Source organism: Brevundimonas aveniformis DSM 17977, from assembly GCF_000428765.1.
GTDB lineage: Bacteria > Pseudomonadota > Alphaproteobacteria > Caulobacterales > Caulobacteraceae > Brevundimonas > Brevundimonas aveniformis.
This window is the reverse complement of the sequence record NZ_AUAO01000001.1, coordinates 28524-46426: the sequence shown is the minus strand read 5'-3', so window position 1 is coordinate 46426 and position 17903 is coordinate 28524. Positions and strand designations below refer to the sequence as shown.

Annotated in this window: 21 protein-coding genes and 3 tRNA genes; 19 read left to right on the top strand and 5 right to left on the bottom strand. The window is 66.4% G+C overall.

The features are described from left to right. The first annotated feature begins 8 nt into the window (after window positions 1-8). Window positions 9-2165: a methylmalonyl-CoA mutase gene (scpA, locus tag G391_RS0100240; protein WP_029085736.1), complete on the top strand. Its 2157-nt coding sequence runs from the start codon at window positions 9-11 to the stop codon at window positions 2163-2165. 91 nt (window positions 2166-2256) lie between these two features. Here the strand turns inward: scpA and G391_RS0100235 are convergent, their stop codons facing one another. The 4 genes from G391_RS0100235 to G391_RS0100220 form a co-directional block, all read right to left on the bottom strand. Further along, the gene (locus tag G391_RS0100235; RefSeq protein ID WP_029085735.1) at window positions 2257-2589 is read right to left on the bottom strand and encodes a GNAT family N-acetyltransferase; all 333 of its coding nucleotides are present in this window, start codon (window positions 2587-2589) and stop codon (window positions 2257-2259) included. A gap of 10 nt (window positions 2590-2599) precedes the next feature. Then, the gene (locus G391_RS0100230) at window positions 2600-3322 is read right to left on the bottom strand and encodes an anti-sigma factor (RefSeq protein WP_029085734.1); all 723 of its coding nucleotides are present in this window, start codon (window positions 3320-3322) and stop codon (window positions 2600-2602) included. Then, complete coding sequence (locus tag G391_RS0100225) at window positions 3319-3876, bottom strand: sigma-70 family RNA polymerase sigma factor (RefSeq protein ID WP_029085733.1); 558 nt, start codon at window positions 3874-3876, stop codon at window positions 3319-3321. Before G391_RS0100225 ends, G391_RS0100230 begins: the two co-directional genes overlap by 4 nt. Before the next feature lie 72 nt (window positions 3877-3948). After that, window positions 3949-4023 (bottom strand) — tRNA-Thr (locus tag G391_RS0100220). Window positions 4024-4093: 70 nt separating this feature from the next. Here G391_RS0100220 and G391_RS15685 point away from each other — a divergent pair. From G391_RS15685 to G391_RS0100130, 17 genes are all read left to right on the top strand, one after another. Then, the gene (locus tag G391_RS15685; RefSeq protein WP_169719080.1) at window positions 4094-4240 is read left to right on the top strand and encodes a hypothetical protein; all 147 of its coding nucleotides are present in this window, start codon (window positions 4094-4096) and stop codon (window positions 4238-4240) included. Between the two features lie 96 nt (window positions 4241-4336). Further along, window positions 4337-4945 (top strand): hypothetical protein, encoded by a 609-nt coding sequence (locus G391_RS0100210; protein ID WP_156893803.1) that lies wholly within the window; start codon window positions 4337-4339, stop codon window positions 4943-4945. A gap of 99 nt (window positions 4946-5044) precedes the next feature. Further along, the gene (gene murA, locus G391_RS0100205) at window positions 5045-6334 is read left to right on the top strand and encodes a UDP-N-acetylglucosamine 1-carboxyvinyltransferase (RefSeq protein ID WP_029085731.1); all 1290 of its coding nucleotides are present in this window, start codon (window positions 5045-5047) and stop codon (window positions 6332-6334) included. Next, a complete protein-coding gene (locus tag G391_RS0100200) occupies window positions 6324-6785 on the top strand; it encodes a DUF2948 family protein (RefSeq protein ID WP_035303422.1) in 462 nt (153 codons plus the stop codon). The genes murA and G391_RS0100200 overlap by 11 nt, the downstream gene beginning before the upstream one ends. After that, a complete protein-coding gene (locus tag G391_RS0100195; RefSeq protein ID WP_029085729.1) occupies window positions 6782-7255 on the top strand; it encodes a UPF0262 family protein in 474 nt (157 codons plus the stop codon). Before G391_RS0100200 ends, G391_RS0100195 begins: the two co-directional genes overlap by 4 nt. 113 nt (window positions 7256-7368) lie before the next feature. Beyond that, window positions 7369-7590, top strand: coding sequence for a translation initiation factor IF-1 (gene infA / locus G391_RS0100190; protein WP_029085728.1), 222 nt, complete (start codon window positions 7369-7371; stop codon window positions 7588-7590). A 13-nt stretch (window positions 7591-7603) separates the two neighbouring features. Continuing rightward, on the top strand, window positions 7604-8182 hold the full coding sequence (locus tag G391_RS0100185) for a Maf family protein (RefSeq protein ID WP_029085727.1): 579 nt from the start codon (window positions 7604-7606) through the stop codon (window positions 8180-8182). Further along, the gene (locus tag G391_RS0100180; RefSeq protein WP_029085726.1) at window positions 8179-9204 is read left to right on the top strand and encodes a ribonuclease E/G; all 1026 of its coding nucleotides are present in this window, start codon (window positions 8179-8181) and stop codon (window positions 9202-9204) included. The genes G391_RS0100185 and G391_RS0100180 overlap by 4 nt, the downstream gene beginning before the upstream one ends. Next, entirely contained in the window at window positions 9204-9389 is a 186-nt protein-coding gene (locus G391_RS0100175) for a DNA gyrase inhibitor YacG (RefSeq protein ID WP_029085725.1), read from the top strand. Before G391_RS0100180 ends, G391_RS0100175 begins: the two co-directional genes overlap by 1 nt. A gap of 66 nt (window positions 9390-9455) precedes the next feature. After that, window positions 9456-9531, top strand: a tRNA-Phe gene (locus G391_RS0100170). A 319-nt stretch (window positions 9532-9850) separates the two neighbouring features. Continuing rightward, window positions 9851-10768: a MotA/TolQ/ExbB proton channel family protein gene (locus G391_RS0100160; RefSeq protein ID WP_029085724.1), complete on the top strand. Its 918-nt coding sequence runs from the start codon at window positions 9851-9853 to the stop codon at window positions 10766-10768. A gap of 5 nt (window positions 10769-10773) precedes the next feature. Further along, a complete protein-coding gene (locus G391_RS0100155) occupies window positions 10774-11217 on the top strand; it encodes a biopolymer transporter ExbD (protein WP_029085723.1) in 444 nt (147 codons plus the stop codon). 11 nt (window positions 11218-11228) lie between these two features. Next, window positions 11229-11948: an energy transducer TonB gene (locus tag G391_RS0100150; RefSeq protein ID WP_029085722.1), complete on the top strand. Its 720-nt coding sequence runs from the start codon at window positions 11229-11231 to the stop codon at window positions 11946-11948. A 153-nt stretch (window positions 11949-12101) separates the two neighbouring features. After that, window positions 12102-12854 carry a M48 family metallopeptidase gene (locus tag G391_RS0100145; protein ID WP_342663465.1) on the top strand — a complete coding sequence of 251 codons (753 nt, stop codon included), beginning with the start codon at window positions 12102-12104 and terminating at the stop codon, window positions 12852-12854. Between the two features lie 78 nt (window positions 12855-12932). Further along, window positions 12933-13009, top strand: a tRNA-His gene (locus G391_RS0100140). Window positions 13010-13153: 144 nt separating this feature from the next. After that, the gene (locus G391_RS0100135; RefSeq protein ID WP_029085720.1) at window positions 13154-15019 is read left to right on the top strand and encodes a phosphoenolpyruvate carboxykinase (GTP); all 1866 of its coding nucleotides are present in this window, start codon (window positions 13154-13156) and stop codon (window positions 15017-15019) included. A gap of 18 nt (window positions 15020-15037) precedes the next feature. Next, complete coding sequence (locus G391_RS0100130; RefSeq protein ID WP_029085719.1) at window positions 15038-16027, top strand: NAD(P)/FAD-dependent oxidoreductase; 990 nt, start codon at window positions 15038-15040, stop codon at window positions 16025-16027. A 3-nt stretch (window positions 16028-16030) separates the two neighbouring features. Here the strand turns inward: G391_RS0100130 and G391_RS0100125 are convergent, their stop codons facing one another. Beyond that, window positions 16031-16765, bottom strand: a complete 735-nt coding sequence (locus G391_RS0100125) for an energy transducer TonB family protein (protein ID WP_029085718.1) — start codon at window positions 16763-16765, stop codon at window positions 16031-16033. A gap of 330 nt (window positions 16766-17095) precedes the next feature. Here G391_RS0100125 and G391_RS13300 point away from each other — a divergent pair, with 330 nt between their 5' ends. Continuing rightward, entirely contained in the window at window positions 17096-17899 is an 804-nt protein-coding gene (locus G391_RS13300) for a lysozyme family protein (protein WP_051257131.1), read from the top strand. The last annotated feature ends 4 nt before the right edge of the window (window positions 17900-17903 follow it).

The window sequence follows — 17903 nt, the reverse complement described above, 5'->3', positions numbered from 1 at the left end:
CATGAAGCATGACCATTCCCGCAGATTTCTCGAAGATCGCCTTGGCACCCACTCATGTCGCCACGTCCGCAGCCGACGCCCCCCTGTGGATCACGCCGGAGCGGATTGCGGTTGACCCGGTCTATGGGCCAGAAGACCTGATCGGCGCGGATTTTGCCGGAAGCCTGCCGGGCCAGGCCCCGTTCGGGCGCGGACCTTATCCGACCATGTACGTGACCAACCCGTGGACGGTGCGGCAGTACGCCGGGTTCTCCACGGCGGAGGAATCGAACGCCTTTTACCGACGCAATCTGGCGGCGGGCCAGATGGGGCTGTCGATCGCCTTCGATCTGGCGACGCACCGGGGCTATGACAGTGACCATCCGCGCGTGGCCGGCGATGTCGGCATGGCGGGCGTGGCGATCGATTCCATCCTGGACATGCGCACCCTGTTCGACGGCATCCCGCTGGACAAGATGAGCGTGTCGATGACCATGAACGGCGCGGTCCTGCCGATCATGGCGCTCTATATCGTGGCGGCCGAGGAACAGGGCGTGGCCCCGGCCCAGCTAACCGGGACGATCCAGAACGACATCCTGAAAGAGTTCATGGTGCGGAACACCTATGTGTATCCGCCCGGCCCCTCGATGCGGATCATCTCGGACATCTTCGGCTTCACCAGCCGCGAGATGCCCAAGTTCAACAGCATTTCCATCAGCGGCTATCATATGCAGGAGGCCGGGGCGACGGCGGACCTGGAGCTGGCCTATACGCTGGCCGACGGGGTGGAGTATGCGCGCGCCGGGGTGGCGGCCGGGCTGGACATCGACGCCTTTGCGCCGCGTCTGAGCTTCTTCTGGGCCATCGGCATGAACCCCTTCATGGAGATCGCCAAGCTGCGGGCCGGGCGGCTTCTGTGGGCGCGGCTGATCCAGGACGAATTCCAACCGAAGTCAGCCAAGTCTCTGATGTTGAGGGCGCATTGCCAAACGTCAGGTTGGTCGCTGGCGGCGCAGGATGTGTTCAACAATGTCGCGCGGACGTGCGTGGAGGCCATGGCGGCGGTCGGTGGCGGGACGCAGAGCCTGCACACCAACTCGCTGGACGAGGCCCTGGCCCTGCCGACGGATTTCTCGGCCCGGATTGCGCGCAACACCCAGCTGTTCCTGGCGCGCGAGAGCGACCTGACCTGGACGGCCGATCCGTGGGGCGGGTCGTACTATGTCGAGAAGCTGACGCAGGATCTGGCCGAGCGGGCCTGGGTGCATATCCAGGAGGTCGAAAAGCTGGGCGGCATGGCGGCGGCGATTGAGGCCGGGGTGCCCAAGCGGCGCATCGAGGAGGCCTCGGCCCGCACCCAGGCGCGCATCGACACCGGCCGCCAGACGGTGGTCGGCGTGAACCGGTATCTCAGCGACCTGGAAGACGACATTCCGGTCCTGAAGGTCGACAACGCCGAGGTGCGCCGCACCCAGTTGGAGAAGTTGAAACGCCTGCGCGCCGAGCGGGACGAGGCGACGACGCAAAGGTCGCTGGCCGCCCTGACCGAGGGGGCGCGCGGCGACGCCAATCTGCTGGCGTTGGCGGTCAATGCCGCGCGGGCCAAGGCGACGGTCGGTGAGATGTCCGACGCCCTGGAAGCGGCGTTCGGGCGGCATGAAGCCGTGCCGGAGGTGGTGTCGGGCGTCTATGCTTCGGAGGCCGGAGCCGATCCCAAGATCGACCGAGCGCGGGCCATGGTCGCGGCCTTCGTCGAGAACGACGGCGGGCCGCCGCGCATCCTGATCGCCAAGCTGGGCCAGGACGGCCACGACCGCGGGCAAAAGGTGGTGGCCAGCGCCTATCAGGACCTGGGCTTCGCCGCCGAGGCCGGGCCGCTGTTCCAGACACCGGAAGAGGCCGCCGCAGCGGCGGTGGCCGGCAACGTCCATGCGGTCGGTGCCAGTTCGCTGGCGGCGGGGCATCTGACGCTGGTTCCCGAGTTGAAGGCGGCGCTGAAAAAGCTGGGTCGCGAAGACATCATGATCGTCGTCGGTGGGGTCATCCCGCCGGCGGACGTTGAGCCCCTGATCGAAATGGGGGCCGCCGCCGTCTATCCGCCTGGTTCGGTGATCGCGGACACGGCTGTGAATCTGCTGGAGAAGCTGAACGAAAGACTGGGGTATGCGCAGCCGCAGGCGGGATGAGGACCCGTCTCCTCCCCGCCGCTTCGCAGCAGGGAGGCGACAAATCTTGCCCGTCTCTGCTGTCGTCCACGGAGGTCGACTCGTTCTCGCCTCAATCCCTCGGGGGCGTCGGGTCTTCGCCCGGCGCGGTGGTGAACAGGTCGGACCATTCGGGATGGCGCGCGTACTGGGCGCGGACGTAGGGGCACAGGGGAATGATCTTGAAGTCATTCGCTCGCGCATCCTCGAGCATGAAGGCGAGCAGTTTCGGCGCGACGCCCCGGCCGGCCATGGTTTCGGGCACGCCGGTGTGGTCGGCGCTGATCAGGTGGGGACCACGCCGTGTGATGGTGATCTCGCCCTCGCCCTCAACGCCCTCAATCCGTGCCACATAGCGCCCGTGGCGCTTGTCGGTCATTTCCAGGGTGATGACAGGGTCGGTCATGGTCGGGGTCCTATAGTCGCCGCACCTCGCCCGTCGCGATGACGGGGCCCATGGGGGCGGGGGCGTTCGGTTGGTCCATCGGTTCCAGAGAGACGGTGACGAGCGGGGCCTCGGCGGCCATCGGCTGCATCTCCTCGGATACCTCGTGCATCTGGGCCTGGTTTGGATCGATGACACCGACACGGTGCACGCTGCCGTCGGCCATGGTCACCCACAGGGTCACGGCGCGATTCTCGGGCATGGCCATTTGCATCGTCGGGGCGACATAGAGGCTGCCCGTCTGCGGGTCGTAGGTGATAGTGGCGATCGGCATATCCGGGTCGGCCGCGCTCATCAGGGTCGAGACGCTGACCGGCTGGAAGTCGGGCGAAGAGGCAATGTAATCGCGCTCGACGCGCGGATTGGCGATCAGGAAGGCCAGCCCCGCTACAGACGCCGCCAGCAGGCCTGTGGAGGCCATGGCCCAGCCGCGCCAGAAGCGGGTGGCGCGGTTGTCATTGGCGGGGACCGGGGCGGTCGCGGCCTCGACGCGCGGCCAGACGCCGGCGGGCGGAAGAACCGGCGCGATCTCGTCGATCAGGGGCGACAGGCGCTCATCCCAGGCCTCGACATCGGCAGCGAAGGTGGGGTCGGCGGCGGCGCGGGCCGCCAGGGCCTGGTCGGCCGGGCCGTCGTTCAGGCGCAAGGCGCGTTCGGCGGCCTCGTCGGCGGCGATGTCGTCCCGTTCGCTCATCGCTCCAGGCATCCTTTCAGCTTTTGAAAGCCCCGGCGGATCCAGCTTTTCAGGGTGCCCAGCGGTACGCCGGCGCGCTCGGCCAGGGTTTCATAGGTGTCGCCCTCGAAGAAGGCGGAGCGGATGGCCTCGCGGGCCCGTTCGTCCAGCACCTGAAGACAATCGTGCAGACGACCGGCCTCCTGTCGTGCCTCGAGCCGAGCGGCCGCATCGGGTGTCTCGTCGCGGACCTCGGCGGCCTCATCCAGGGGACGACCGGTCGGGCGGCTGGCCATGGACCGAAGGCGGTCGATCGAGCGGTTGCGCGCAATCGTCGCCAGCCACGTCGTGGGCGCGGCGCGGGCCGGATCATAGGTCGAAGCCCGGTTCCAGACGGTGACATAGACGTCCTGCAAGACATCCTCGGCGAGTTGGCGATCCTTGAGGATACGCACGGCGACGCCAAACAGTTTCGCAGAGGTGGCATCATAGACCCGACGAAACGCCGTCCGGTCACCGCGACCGGTCGCGGTCAGGGCCTGGGCCAGGTCATCGCGTGTCAGGCTGTCGACCATACTCCCTCCGGCTGGGCCGAAGCCCCGAGGGGCCGACCATGTCGGGGTCGGCTCAGATTGTCGAGAGACAGATGGTGCCGCCGGGCAGGATTGAACTGCCGACCTCAGCCTTACCAAGGATGCGCTCTACCACTGAGCTACGGCGGCCTGAATCTGAGGAACCGGGCGTATAGCCAAACCCCTTCGCGGAGGGAAGCCCGAAAGCTAGAATATCGCCATGACCGACGCCGAAAAGCCGCCAAAGCCCGAAAAACCCAAGCCGACGCCGCGCGAAGAGGCGCTGGCCAAGGCGTTGAGGGCGAATCTCAGACGGCGAAAAGCGGGGAAGGGCGGGCCGGCACCGAGCCTGACCGACGACGGTTAGGGACGGACCTCCATGCGCGGACGGACACATCAGAGGCCTCGAGGCCATTGGGGGGCCGCGGCAATCGCGGCAGGCCTCGCGGGCTGGGGTATGGGGGTGTCTGACGCCTCGGCCCAGACCTTCGAAGTCGAACTGGCGACCGACTACATCGAGACATCGACCTTCGTCGATCATCTGAGCGATGCGCCGATGTTGCGGGCTGTCGTCTCTACTGACTTTGCCGCGAACGGCTATGTCGAGGCCTATGTTTCGACCGGATTCGAAGATCCGTTCAGGGACGACAGTTCCGAGGTCGGTATCGAGGTCGGCGGTGACTGGGAGTTTTCGGCGGATCGGTCGCTGAATCTGGCGGTAGGGCGCTGGGCCAACTACGCCGGAGCGGGACTGGACGCCGGAGACTGGTTCGCACGGATCGGCGTCTCCCAGGGCGGTTTCTCAACCAGTGCCTCTTGGCTGGCCGGCGATAGTGATACGGTTGTGCTGAATGCGGACTACGCCATCGAGGCAACCGATCATCTGACAATCCGGCCTGTCGTGGCCTATTTCACCGCCACGGATTCGGTGAATGTCGGCGTCGCAGCAGAATTCGACCTGACCGAGCGCCTGGCCCTTTCCGTGTCCATTGTGGCCCCAGACGGTGAGGACGCAGAGCGTGAGCCGCGTCTTGCCGCGTCGCTGGTCTGGAGGCCGGGACAGCCCGACTGATCGGGAGCTCGGTCACCCTTCGCCTTTTTTCGCCCCTTGATGTAGGAAGCCGATCCCGCTTCGGCCTGTCGCCCGGCGGCGTGTGACTGAAGGATCGACATGGACCGCATCGCCATCGTGGGAGGGGCCCAGCTGAAGGGCGAAATCCCGATCAGCGGGGCCAAGAATTCGGCCATCAAGCTGATGGCGGCGTCGATTCTGACGGATGAGCCGCTTAGGCTGACCAACATGCCGCGGCTGGCGGATACCAAGTTCCTGGGACGTTTGCTGGAACAATTCGGCATCGCCGTGACCGAGAGCAATGGGCCGGACGGGCAGGAGACGCTGTTCCACGCGCGGGAAATCAGCTCGACCTTCGCCCCCTATGATCTGGTCCGTCAGATGCGAGCCAGCTTCAATGTGCTGGGGCCGCTGCTGGCGCGCACCGGCCATGCCAAGGTCAGCCTGCCGGGCGGATGCACCATTGGGGCAAGACCGGTCGATCTGCACATAGAGGCGCTGGCGAAACTCGGTGCCCAGATGGAAATGTCCGAGGGCTATGTCTCGGCCCTGGCGCCTAACGGGTTGCAGGGCACCGAGATCGAATTCCCCTTCGTCTCGGTCGGGGCGACCGAGCATACTTTGCTGGCCGCCGTCATGGCCCACGGCACGACGGTCCTGAAGAATGCCGCGCGTGAGCCCGAGATCGGTGACCTGGCCCGCTGTCTGGTGTCTATGGGCGCGAAGATCGAAGGCATTGATACGGACACCCTGGTGATCGAGGGCGTGACCTCGCTGCACGGCACCACCTGGTCGGTCATCCCGGACCGGATCGAGATGGGCTCCTATGCCGTAGCCGCCGCCATGGCCGGGGGCGAGGTACGGATCACCAAGGCGCGGCCTGAGCTGATCCAAGCCCTGACCGACAAGATGATCGAGGCGGGCGTTGATATTGAACCGACCGCGGACGGGGTGATCGTGCGCCGTGATCCGACGCAGCGCCTCAAGGCCGTCAATGTGACGACTGAGGTCTATCCCGGCTTTGCCACCGATCTGCAGGCCCAGTTCATGGCCCTGATGACCCTGGCCGAGGGCGAGAGCGTCATCCACGAGAACATCTTCGAGAACCGCTTCATGCATGCGCCCGAGCTGGGCCGACTGGGGGCCGAGATCCACGTCCACGCCGGCGAGGCGCGGGTGGTCGGGGTCGAACACCTGAAGGGCGCCCCGGTCATGGCCACCGATCTGCGGGCGTCGATCAGCCTGGTCATCGCCGGTCTGGCGGCCGAGGGTGAAACCACAGTGGGCCGGGTCTATCACCTGGATCGCGGCTTCGAGCGGATGGAAGAAAAGCTGAGTGCCTGTGGCGCGCGGGTGCGACGGATCAAGGGTGACGGTGATGGGCGCTGACGACCGGCCCAGCTGTGCTGACCTGCCGCCGCTTCGGCTGCTGGCGCAGGACGAAGACGACCTGGCCATTCTGTCGGCGGCCCTCCAGAATGCCGTGATCCGGCGCGGCGACATTTCATGGGAGCGGCGTGGACGGCGGTTGACGGCGCGGTTGACGCGCTTTCGTTGGGAAGCGGATGCCGAATGCGCCCGGGTGCTGGCGGCGGTTCAACTGGGCGATGTCAGCCGTGTTCGCGCGCGCGGCATGCCGAAATCACCCGACGCCATGCTTGAATTGCTGGCCGTCTCCTACGAACCTGAGGTGCCCCCCGGTGGAGCCTTTACCTTCATGTTCGCCGGAGGGGCGGACCTCCAGGCCGATGTCGAGTGCATCGACGCGGTCCTGGCGGATCTGACGGAATCCTGGCCGGCGCGGGCCGCGCCCGCCCACGAAGAGGCGCTGGACGAATGAGCGAGGGGGCGACGCACCGGATCAAGGGGATCCAATTGGACCCGGACGGTCTGTCCGGGGCTTCGGCCGAGGTCGAGCACGAGCGTCGCGTCGCGATCTATGATCTGGTTGAAGAGAGCGACTTCCGGCCCGACGGCGCGCCGGGTGGCCCCTATGATCTGATGCTGGGACTGAAGGACAATCGCCTGTCTATGGATGTGACCGGGCCGGACTATCGTCGAGGGCACATGCTATCGCTGACCCCACTGCGCGGAGTGGTCAAGGACTATGAGCTGATCTGCGAAAGCTATCTCCAGGCCGTGCGCGGGGCCTCCCAAGCCCAGATCGAGGCGGTGGATATGGGCCGTCGCGGCCTGCACGACGAAGGCGCGCGCATTCTGAAAGAACGCCTCGACGGCAAGATCGACGTGGACCACGAGACAAGCCGGCGTCTGTTCACCTTGGTCGTGGCACTGTGCAAGCGGGGCTGAACCGAGAGCCGGGGTGACGAACCGCTGCTTTTGGTGCATAAGCCGCCGGCTTTTACCGGTTCGCGTGCGGCCCCGCGCGGATCGGCTTGTCTTTTCAGGGCCAGAGAGACCGCATGGCGAAGGAAGAACTGCTCGAGTTTCCCGGTGTAGTCTCGGAACTGCTGCCAAACGCGACCTTTCGCGTGACACTCGACGACAGCGGTCACGAGATCATCGCCCACACGGCCGGCAAGATGCGCAAGAACCGCATCCGCGTGCTGGCGGGCGACAAGGTGCTGGTCGAAATGACCCCCTATGACCTGACCAAGGGTCGCATCACCTACCGCTTCAAGTAAGGCGAGGCTCGTCATGAGCCGCGCGCCCCTGATTCTGGCTTCGGCCAGCCCGCGCCGTCTGGAGCTTCTGGCCCAGATCGGCGTGCGGCCTGACGCCGTCATGGCCGCCGATGTCGATGAGACACCGCTGAAGGATGAAACGCCGCGCCGGCTGGTGCTGCGCCTGGCTGGGCTCAAGGCGGCGGCGATTGCCGAGCAGAGGCCGGACGCCTTTGTCCTGGGTGCCGATACCATCGTGGCAGTGGGCACGCGCATCCTAGGCAAGCCGGTCGATGCGGCGGACGCCGAACGGATGTTGAGGCTGATGGGCGGACGGGCGCACAAGGTGCTGACTGGCGTGGTGCTAATCGCGCCCGGCGGACGGCGGAGCGAGCGACTGTCGGAGACGCGGATCAAGTTCCGGCTTCTGTCGGATGCCGACATCGCGCGCCACATGGGCGCCGGTGAATGGAAAGACGCCGCCGGCGCCTACAAGATCCAGGGCGTGGCCGGGGCGGATGTGGCCTTCCTGTCGGGCTCCCATAGTTCGGTGGTCGGCCTGCCGCTCTTTGAGACGCATAATCTCCTGACCGGGCTGGGTTGGCGGCCGTGAGCGGCGTCGAGGTCTTTCTGGACGACACGCCGGGTGAGACGCGGGGCGCTCTGTTCCGGAACGGGCGACCTGAGCGACTTATCATCCAGCGCGACGACGACGTGGCGGCCCACAGGCTCGGCGCGCGATCCGTCGGGCGCGTGGCGCGGATCGAACCGGCGCTGAAAGGTGCCTTCGTTGATCTGGGTGTTGGAGCGCCGTTCGGCTTTCTCCCAGGCAAGGGCGTCGGCGAGGGCGCCCGCGTCCAGGTCGAGGTCACGGCGGAGCCGCGTGACGGCAAGGGCCCGGCGCTGAGGCTGACAGGGCCGGGTGACGGCGAGGCGCGACTGCTGGCGGCCGGGCCGGATGTGCGAGCGGTCCTGTCCGGCTGGGCACCCAGTGTTGAGCCGGTCGAAGGGGTGGACGCGATCCAGGCTGTCCGCGAAGCGGAAGAGGAGGCGCTAGGCACCGGCGTCGTCCTTGAGAGCGTCGGCCTGGACCTGCGAATCGAGCGCACCCGGGCCATGACGGTCGTCGATCTGGACTGGGCCCCCGCGACGCATCTGCATGGCGCGCAGGCTCGCGCCAGGGCCAACGATCGCGGGATTGCGGAGGCGGCGCGTTTGATTCGGCTGAGATCCTGGGGTGGTCTGGCGTCGATCGACCTGATCGGAACGGGATTCGACGGTGACAGGGTCGCGATCTCCGCCAGGGCAGCGTTCGAAGGCGAGGCGGGGCTGGTCGTCGGGCCGGTCAATCGATTTGGCGTCCTGATGCTGTCACGGGCCTGGCGACGTCGACCGATTGACGACATTTTGCTGGACGGCGACGGACGCCGCTCGCTGCGGACACGCGCGGCGGACATTGTGCGCGCCCTGAGATTCGCCCTGTTGTCCGAACGCGGCGCGCCGACGATCACCGCGCGCTGTATGTCGCAAGAAACCGAACGGGCCGCACCATGGGTCGCCGCGCTCGGCCCGCGTGCGCGTCTGGTCGCCGATGACGGGATCGCGGCCGGTCACTTCAAGCTGGAGGAAGGCTGATGGCCGCCAAATGCCCGATCTGCAAAAAGGCACCGGCGACGCCGGAGTTTCGCCCCTTCTGTTCGCGCCGGTGCGCCGATGTCGACCTTCAAGGTTGGCTGTCTGGCCGCTATGCCATCGCCGCCCAGGAAGAAGATGAGCCGGACGCCGAGGCCTTGTCACAACCCGTGCCTGACAAGGATTGAAAGGGCCGCTGGACAGGCGCAAACGCCTCGCCTATAGACCCCGCTCCCGCGCAGGCGGGGCCAGATGCCTGGGTAGCTCAGTTGGTAGAGCAGCGGATTGAAAATCCGCGTGTCGGTGGTTCGAATCCGCCCCCAGGCACCATTCCCCCTACAACCGAGTTTGCCACGTCAATGCCATGATCTTTGGGGATCGTCGGCCCATGGCATATCGGCGATCAGCAAATTTGGCGGCGTCACGCGGCTTCCCCCGTCAGGTGAAAAGGTCGCACTCGCCCTTGACGCTCCCGCAGTGCTTCGCCAAAGGAGCCTGACCGCCAAAGTCTTTGGCGGAGAATTTCGCCGCGTCGAGCGGGTGGGGCGTTGCCTCAATCTCTCGGCGCATTTGGGTAGTTGGGCGAGAGCGCAATGACGCGCTTGTCGCCCGGTCTTTAGGTGTCAGACCAAGCAGGAACTGGCGAACGATGATCGATACGAAGAAAACCAACCTCCTCCTCGCGTTCGCCGGAGCCCTCGTGCTCGCCACGGCAGCTCCAGCGATGGCGGCCCCCACCACCCCGGCTGCCGGCGATACCGCCGCCGCCGCTCCCGCCGCTGAAGGTGCCGCTGCCGCTGATGCGGCCGCCACCCCGGCTGCTGATGCCGCTGCTCCGGCTGCGGAAGCAGATCCCGCTCAGGTCGGCGGTGAATCGCATGGCGAACTCACCCCGGTCGGCATGTTCCTTCAGGCCGCCATGGTCGTGAAGGTCGTGATGATCGGCCTGCTGCTGGCCTCGGTCCTGTCGTGGACCCTGCTGCTGATCAAGATTTTTGAACTGGGCGGTCTGAACCGCGCTTCGGATCGCTTCCTGGAAGCCTTCCGCGGTGCCAACACCCTGTCGGAAATCCGCCGTATCGCGATTTCGGATGAGTTCGAAGGCAACCCGCTGGCCGACATGGCCGCTGCGGCGACCGACGAAGTCGAAATCGGTCGTCAGGCCGGTCTGGACGTCGCCGGTGCCAACCGCGACTCCACCGTTTCGCGCGCTTCGGCCGCTGTCGCCGCCGTGCAGGCGGGCTTGGCCAAGCGCCTTGCCGGTGGTCAGACCTTCCTGGCTTCGGTCGGTTCGGCCGGTCCGTTCATCGGTCTGTTCGCCACCGTCTACGGGATCATGAACTCGTTCATCGGGATCGCGAACACCAACACCACCAACCTGGCCGTCGTGGCCCCGGGTATCGCTGAGGCCCTGTTGGCCACCGCGATCGGCCTCTTCGCCGCTATCCCGGCGGTTATCTTCTACAACTACTTCCAGGTTCGCATCTCGAACTTCGGCACCCGCGCTGACCAGTTCGGCACGGAACTGCTGAACCGCGTCTCGCGTCAGCTCGACCGGGGGGCGTAACCTAGATGGCCGCCAAACTCTCCGGACCTGGCGGCGGGTCGAAGTACACCGTCGAGCAGAACAACGAGATCAACGTCACCCCCTTCGTGGATGTGATGCTCGTCCTGCTCATCATCTTCATGGTGGCCGCGCCCCTGGCGTCGGTGAACGTGGAGGTGGACCTACCGACGGCGGTCGCCCCGCCTGCGGATAACCCGCCGAAGCCGGTGTACATTTCGATTCAGTCTAATGATCGTGTGTACATCGGGGACTTCCCTGTTCAGATCGAAGACTTGGGCACGGAACTGAACGCCAACATCGGAACCCGCAATCCCACGGAAGAGCGTATCTTCATCCGTGGTGACCAGGAGCTTCGATATGGCACCTTCATGCGCGTGATGAACTCGCTTCAGGATGCCGGATTCTATTCGGTGGCCCTGGTCGGCGAAGACAACGCGCCGGCGAGCTAGGGAGAGGAAGCATGACAGAAGAAGTCGTTCGTCGTCGCGACCCAATCCTGGACCCGCCGCGCAAGAGGGGTCTGTTCGGGCTGCCGGGTCATATCCTGGCGATCATCGGCGCGGTCATCATCGTGGCCCACGCCTTGGTGATCTACGGGGTGTATAAGCAGAAGTTCGAGCTGGAGCTGCGTCAGTACTCGGATGAAGCGGTCGAGGTCGAGATCATTGACCCGATCCCGCCTCCTCCTCCTCCGCCGCCGCCGCCGCCGCCGCCGGACACACCTCCGCCGCCCAAACTGCAGGTGCGTGAAGCGATCATCCCGCCGAATGCGCCGGCCGCGCCTCCGCCGTTCGTTACCCAGACGACCGAAAAGGAGGACCGGGTTGAGTATCAGGGGCCGCCCCAGATCACTCAGTCGCCGCCGCCGCCGCCGGCTCCGCCGGCTCCGCCGCGGCCTTCGGTGATCACCAGCGTCCAGTGGTCGCGCCAGCCGGCTCCGGAATTCCCGGAACGGGCCGCCTCCCGGAATATTGAATCCGGGTCGGTGACGTTGCTCTGCAACGTGGCTGCCAACGGACAGGCATCGAACTGCTCGATCGTTTCCGAAGATCCGGAAGGGTCTGGTTTTGGACAGGCTGCCCTGCGGTCCATGTCACGAGCCCGGTTCTCACCCCGGACGGTCGATGGCGTTGCTGAAGGCGGTCAAGCCCGCTTTACGATCCGCTTCCGTCTCGAGTAGTCGGAAAATCGGCTCTAGAAGATTGAGAACGCCCCGGAGTTTCGGCTCCGGGGCGTTTTCTTTTGCCAAATCGGACCAGGGTGGGTTTGATGGGGATCGCAAAAGGCCGTCTGACGATCTGGGCGTGTCCGGCGCTGCAATTGGAGTTGTCCCGTGAAGCTGAACCGCACCCTTCTTGTCCTGTCCGCGCTCGCGCTCCTTGGGGCCCCCATTGCGGCCTGTACGTACAACGAAGCGCTCGGTCGTGATCAGCTTGTCCTGGTGGATGACAGCGCGCTTGCCAACGCCGGGCAGCAGGCTTGGGCGCAGGCGCTTCAGGCCAATGAGGTTTCGCGCAATCCCGCCCAGAATGAGCGGCTGCGGCGGGTCGGTGGGCGCATCGTCCAGGCGGCCGGGCTGGGCAACCAGAGCTGGGAGTATGCCGTCTTCGTTTCCGAACAGCCCAACGCCTTTGTCCTGCCAGGCGGCCGGATGGGCGTGACCACAGCCCTGCTGCACATGACCACCAATGACGACCAGTTGGCGACGGTGATCGGCCACGAGGCGGCCCACGTCCTGGCGCGCCATTCCGCCGAGCGATACTCCCAGTCAGCCTTGGCCCAGACCGGAGTGCAGATCGCCACGGGTGTTTCCGGCGAATACGGGCAGGCTGTCGGGGCGCTGGGTGGTATCGGCGCACAACTGGGCATCCTGTTGCCGTTCTCGCGTCGTCATGAGCTGGAGGCAGACCGGATCGGCGTCGACATCATGCAGCGCGCCGGCTACCGCCCGCGCGAAGCCATCACCCTGTGGCGAGCCATGGCGGCGCAAGGGGGCGGATCGTCGCCGGAGTTCGCCTCGACCCACCCGTCGGATTCGACACGGATTGCCGCCCTGGAAGCCTATCTGACCGAGCGCGGCTGGTAGGGCGAAGCCTCCACGCGATTCATCCATCTTGAACCGGCTCGCGGGTGCGGCTAGAAGCGCCCCCTTGCTTGAAAGAGCGCCGCCCTAGCTCAGTTGGTTAGAGCGCCAGATTGTGGCTCTGGAGGTCTCCCGTTCGATCCGGGAGGGCGGTACCATTCCAATCGTTCGACCCGGCGCGCGACCGTGCGCCGGGTTGACGCACATGAGGCGACCTGTCTCTGTGCGGACAACATGGCCGACAAGGCCGGTTTCCAAAGCACGCGCAGACGTGCCGGGAACGTCGTTCAGGAGAGTGACGCGTGACAGCTCAAGCCGTGATTCCGGGGCTTTTGCCCGCCCCGACGAACCACCGCGAACTGGTGGAATGGGTTGGCGGGATTGCCGCCCTGACCAAGCCGGATCGTGTCCATTGGTGCGATGGTTCGCAGGCCGAGGCGGACCGCCTGGCCGAGGAACTGGTTGAGGCCGGCACCTTGAAGCGGCTCGACCCGGTCAAGCGCCCGAATTCCTTCTATGCGGCGTCCGATCCGCGCGACGTCGCGCGCGTGGAAAGCCAGACCTTTATCTGTTCGGAAAATGAGATCGACGCCGGCCCGACGAACAACTGGGCTGAGCCGACCGAGATGCGCGCGCGCCTGGACGGCCTGTTCGACGGCGCGATGAAGGGCCGCACGATGTATGTCGTGCCCTTCTGCATGGGGCCGCTGGGCTCGCCGATCTCGGCTCTGGGCGTCGAGATCACCGACAGTGCCTATGTCGTCCTGTCGATGCGCGTGATGACCCGCATGGGCAAGGGGGCCCTGGATCTGCTGGGCGACGACGGCTTCTTTGTGCCGGCGGTTCATACCCTGGGGGCCCCGCTTGCGGCCGGTCAGGCCGATGTGCCGTGGCCCTGCAACGAGAACAAATGGATCGTCCATTTCCCCGAGACGCGGGAAATCTGGTCGTTCGGCTCGGGCTACGGCGGCAACGCTCTGCTGGGTAAGAAATGCTACGCCCTGCGGATCGCCTCGGTGATGGCCCGCGACGAAGGCTGGCTGGCCGAGCACATGCTCATCCTCAAGCTGACCTCGCCTGAGGGCGTGCAGAAATATGTGGCGGCGGCTTTCCCGTCGGCCTGCGGCAAGACCAATCTGGCCATGCTGGAACCCACCCTGGACGGCTGGAAGGCCGAGACGGTCGGCGACGACATCGCCTGGATGCGCTTTGGCCAGGATGGTCGGCTCTATGCCATCAACCCGGAGTTCGGCTTCTTCGGCGTGGCTCCCGGTACCAGCGCCAAGACCAACAAGAACGCCCTGGCGACGCTGCGCGAGAACACCATCTTCACCAACGTCGCCCTGACGGATGACGGCGATGTGTGGTGGGAAGGCATGACCGATGTTCCGCCCGCCCGTCTGACCGACTGGCGCGGCAAGGAATGGACGCCTGAAACGCCCGGCCCGGCAGCGCACGGCAATGCCCGCTTCGCCTCACCGGCCAGCCAGTGCCCGGCCATCGCGCCGGAATGGGAAGACCCTGCTGGCGTGCCGATCTCGGCGATCCTGTTCGGCGGTCGTCGCGCCTCGGCGGTGCCGCTGGTGACCGAAGCCTTCGATTGGGAACACGGGGTGTTCATGGCCTCGAACGTGGCGTCCGAAGGGACCGCGGCGGCCGAGAACAAGGTCGGCGAGCTGCGCCGCGATCCGTTCGCGATGCTGCCCTTCTGTGGCTACAACATGGGCGACTACTTCGCGCACTGGCTGCGCATGGGCGCCCAGGCCGACGCCGACAAGCTGCCCAAGATCTATTTCGTCAACTGGTTCCGCAAGGACCGCAACGGCAAGTTCGCCTGGCCGGGCTTCGGCGAGAACTCGCGCGTGCTGAAGTGGATCGTCGAGCGCCTGGACGGCAAGGCCGAGGCCCAGGATACCGCCATCGGCCGCACGCCGGTGGCCGGGTCGCTGGATCTGGATGGCCTGGACATGTCCGAAGAGCACCTGGACCTGTTGCTCAACGTCGATCCGGTGATCTGGCGCGAAGAGGCGTCTCTGGTTCCGGCCCACTATGAACGCTTTGGTGATCGTCTGCCCAAGGCCCTGTGGGACCAGCTGGCGGCCCTGAATGCACGCCTCGAAGCTCTGGAAGCCAAGGCCGCCGGCGAGCGGGTTTCGGAACACGCCTGATCGGAGCGCCCCGGTCGCATGACCCAGGCTGACGTTGTCGTTGTCGGAGCCGGGGCCATGGGCCTGGCGACGGCGGCTGCATTGCGGTTGGCCGGTCGGGACGTGGTCGTCCTGGCCCCCGAGGAGGTCAGCGCCTCGGCCCTGGCCGCGGGCATGCTGGCACCGGCGTTTGAAAGCGCATTGGACGGGATGTCGTCGCCGGATGCGGCGAGGCTTCGTCATGCCCGTGACCTTTGGGTGGACTTTGCCGACCAGACAGGTGTTGAGCTGTACCGGGATGGTGCCGAATGGCGCGGCCCCGAGGCCGAGGCCATGGCAAGCCGACTACGCGATCTTGGCTTTGTCGCCCATCAAGATGGTGCCACCGTCTTTACGCCCGAGGACTGGCGGCTGGACGCCAGGGGGGCCCTGGCAGCTCTGAGCCGGGGTATCGCGCGACGGGTCGGGCGGCTGATCCAGCTTGAGCCGGTGCCCGAGGGGTGGCGTCTGACGGATGATCGCAACGTCGTATCCGTGGCGCGGCAGGTCGTTCTGGCGACGGGATGGGCACCGCTGAGCTGCGGCGTGCCGCTGCCGCCCATCCACCCAATCCGCGGCCAGGCGGTGCGCGTATCGGGTCCCTGTCCCGACCATGTCGTGCGCGCCACCGGCGTCTATGTGGTGCCTCAGGGCGATGGCGGAGCCATCATCGGAGCGACGATGGAGGAGGGCCGCAACGATCTGGCGCCGGACCCGGACGTCACGGCGCGGCTGTTATCCCTGGCCCGGAAGGCCTGTCCTGAGCTGGAGGTCGCGGCCGTTGTGTCGGCCTATGCGGGTGTCAGGGGGGCCAGCCCGGATGGCTGGCCCTATGCCGGCCTGCTCCGACCTGGCCTGGGCGTCGCCCTGGCCCCGCGCCGCAGCGGATGGCTGCTGGCGGCTCTGGTGGCCGGTGAGGTGGTCCGTGCCCTGGAAGGTCGCGACCCGGGCCCGCATGCGGCTCCAATGAGCCCGGGTCGCTTCGCCTGAGCGTCAGCCGACGTTGAACGTCAGCGGGATGGTGACGCGGGCACCCTCGACAGCCTGGCCGTCAACGGTGCGGGGGCTGAGCCGGAAGTAGCGACTGAGCGACAAGGCGGCATTGCCGAAGCCCTCGCCGGCCGGCGTTTCGGAGACGACCGTACAGCCGCTGACCGCTCCGGTCCCTGTCACCCGGCAGCTCAGCACGGCACGCCCGCTGGTCCCATCGGTCAGAGCACCGCGCGGATAGGCCCGCTCCATCTGGGCGGCGGACGGCTGGCGCACCCACTGGGGATTGCGGATCACCGTCGGAGTGGGAGGTGTCGGCTCTGTGGCCGTTCCCGGGGTTTCCGGTGCCGGTCCGGGGTCCAGGTTGATCGGGCCGTCGCCGGCCGGAGCTGTGACAGGCTCGTCCGGCACCTGGAACGGCGACGTCGGCACATCTGGGCTCACGACCGGGCGCGTGTTGTGGATCGGTAGCGGCGGGGCCGGCGGCTCGGGCGTATCAATCACCGGGACCTCGGGCTCGCGCGGACGCTCCATCATGATGATCGGAGGGTTGTCAGGCTCAGTCACCGTCTGAACCGGCATTTCATAGCGTTGGTTGTACAGCCACACGCCGCCGGCGGCGTGAACCAGGGCGGAGGCGACGACGGCGCCCCAGACCCAGCGAGGTATGGGCTTCTTGTCTTGCTCATATAGGGCGCGGCGCTGGTGACCGTGGCCGGCGGCGGCGATCATCATCATAGTCGTTCTCTCCTCCAGGCCCCCCCAGAGTGTTGGAACGAAGTGTTGGATCGCAGGAGGCGCTTCCCTTGCGGCAGGTTTGGGGCCGAACCGTGCGGAGGATGAGGCAGATAGTGCACTGCGATTTGGGTGCACTAAGTGCACTAAGTGCATTCCGCCGGTCGCAAGCCGGCGACGACAGGCAGTCTAGATCGGCGGCGGCAGGCGAGGAGCCGGTCCAGGCGAGGCGACAGAAAATATAGATAAAACAAAAATCTAATGGACCGAAAAGCGGGCGTTCGCGCCGGCTGGAAAGGTTTGGTTAACCCTGTTTCGCCAAATTCGCCGATCATGCGGACAGACTCACTCGGCGGCGCGGGCCTGATTGAAGGTGCCATTCGGCGCGCGTCCGAGCGCGTCGGCGTGGATTTCGACTTCATGCTGAGCACGGCCCGGCGCGAGAGTTCGCTCAATCCGGCGGCGCGGGCACGCACCTCCAGCGCCTCGGGCCTGTTCCAGTTCATCGAATCAACCTGGCTGGCCACCCTGCACCGTCACGGGGCCGAGCACGGCTATGGCCGGTACGCCTCCATGATCGAACGCACGTCCGACGGCGGCTATCGTGTACGCGACGGCGCACGACGCGAGGTGCTCGACCTGCGATTCGATCCGCAGGCGGCATCCCTGATGGCCGCCGAGCTGGCCAGTGATTCCGCCGCCTACCTGAGGGGCCGGATCGGGCGCGACCCGTCGGGAGGCGAGCTGTATGCGGCGCACTTTCTGGGGCCGGCGGGGGCGGCGCGTCTGATCCAGGCGGTCGAAAGCCGGCCGGGCCAGAGCGGCGCGGCCCTGTTCCCACAGGCGGCAGCGGCCAACCGCTCGATCTTCTATCGGGATGGGCGACCGGCCACCGTGCAGGAAGTCTATGCCAACCTGATCCGCACCGCCGGCGAACAGCCGGGGATTACCGGGCCCGGAACGGCGACCGCTCCCGACATGACGGCGCGCGAGCTGATGATTGCAGAGGGCATGGACCGGCTGCGTCAGAACCGGGCGCTGCTCAACATGATGCTGGGTGAGCCGGGGCAGGGTGGCTCGGCCTTCGAGACCCAGCTGCTGGCCGCGTTCGGGCCGGGGGACGAGGAGCGGGGGTAGAATC

What these genes read in the sequence shown, in the direction of transcription:
- scpA (WP_029085736.1), top strand. Translation starts at nt 9, where the DNA reads ATGACCATTCCCGCAGATTTCTCGAAGATCGCCTTGGCACCCACTCAT.
- G391_RS0100235 (WP_029085735.1), bottom strand. Translation starts at nt 2,589, where the DNA reads ATGACCGACCCTGTCATCACCCTGGAAATGACCGACAAGCGCCACGGG.
- G391_RS0100230 (WP_029085734.1), bottom strand. Translation starts at nt 3,322, where the DNA reads ATGAGCGAACGGGACGACATCGCCGCCGACGAGGCCGCCGAACGCGCC.
- G391_RS0100225 (WP_029085733.1), bottom strand. Translation starts at nt 3,876, where the DNA reads ATGGTCGACAGCCTGACACGCGATGACCTGGCCCAGGCCCTGACCGCG.
- G391_RS15685 (WP_169719080.1), top strand. Translation starts at nt 4,094, where the DNA reads ATGACCGACGCCGAAAAGCCGCCAAAGCCCGAAAAACCCAAGCCGACG.
- murA (WP_029085731.1), top strand. Translation starts at nt 5,045, where the DNA reads ATGGACCGCATCGCCATCGTGGGAGGGGCCCAGCTGAAGGGCGAAATC.
- G391_RS0100200 (WP_035303422.1), top strand. Translation starts at nt 6,324, where the DNA reads ATGGGCGCTGACGACCGGCCCAGCTGTGCTGACCTGCCGCCGCTTCGG.
- G391_RS0100195 (WP_029085729.1), top strand. Translation starts at nt 6,782, where the DNA reads ATGAGCGAGGGGGCGACGCACCGGATCAAGGGGATCCAATTGGACCCG.
- infA (WP_029085728.1), top strand. Translation starts at nt 7,369, where the DNA reads ATGGCGAAGGAAGAACTGCTCGAGTTTCCCGGTGTAGTCTCGGAACTG.
- G391_RS0100185 (WP_029085727.1), top strand. Translation starts at nt 7,604, where the DNA reads ATGAGCCGCGCGCCCCTGATTCTGGCTTCGGCCAGCCCGCGCCGTCTG.
- G391_RS0100175 (WP_029085725.1), top strand. Translation starts at nt 9,204, where the DNA reads ATGGCCGCCAAATGCCCGATCTGCAAAAAGGCACCGGCGACGCCGGAG.
- G391_RS0100160 (WP_029085724.1), top strand. Translation starts at nt 9,851, where the DNA reads ATGATCGATACGAAGAAAACCAACCTCCTCCTCGCGTTCGCCGGAGCC.
- G391_RS0100155 (WP_029085723.1), top strand. Translation starts at nt 10,774, where the DNA reads ATGGCCGCCAAACTCTCCGGACCTGGCGGCGGGTCGAAGTACACCGTC.
- G391_RS0100150 (WP_029085722.1), top strand. Translation starts at nt 11,229, where the DNA reads ATGACAGAAGAAGTCGTTCGTCGTCGCGACCCAATCCTGGACCCGCCG.
- G391_RS0100130 (WP_029085719.1), top strand. Translation starts at nt 15,038, where the DNA reads ATGACCCAGGCTGACGTTGTCGTTGTCGGAGCCGGGGCCATGGGCCTG.
- G391_RS0100125 (WP_029085718.1), bottom strand. Translation starts at nt 16,765, where the DNA reads ATGATGATGATCGCCGCCGCCGGCCACGGTCACCAGCGCCGCGCCCTA.
- G391_RS13300 (WP_051257131.1), top strand. Translation starts at nt 17,096, where the DNA reads ATGCGGACAGACTCACTCGGCGGCGCGGGCCTGATTGAAGGTGCCATT.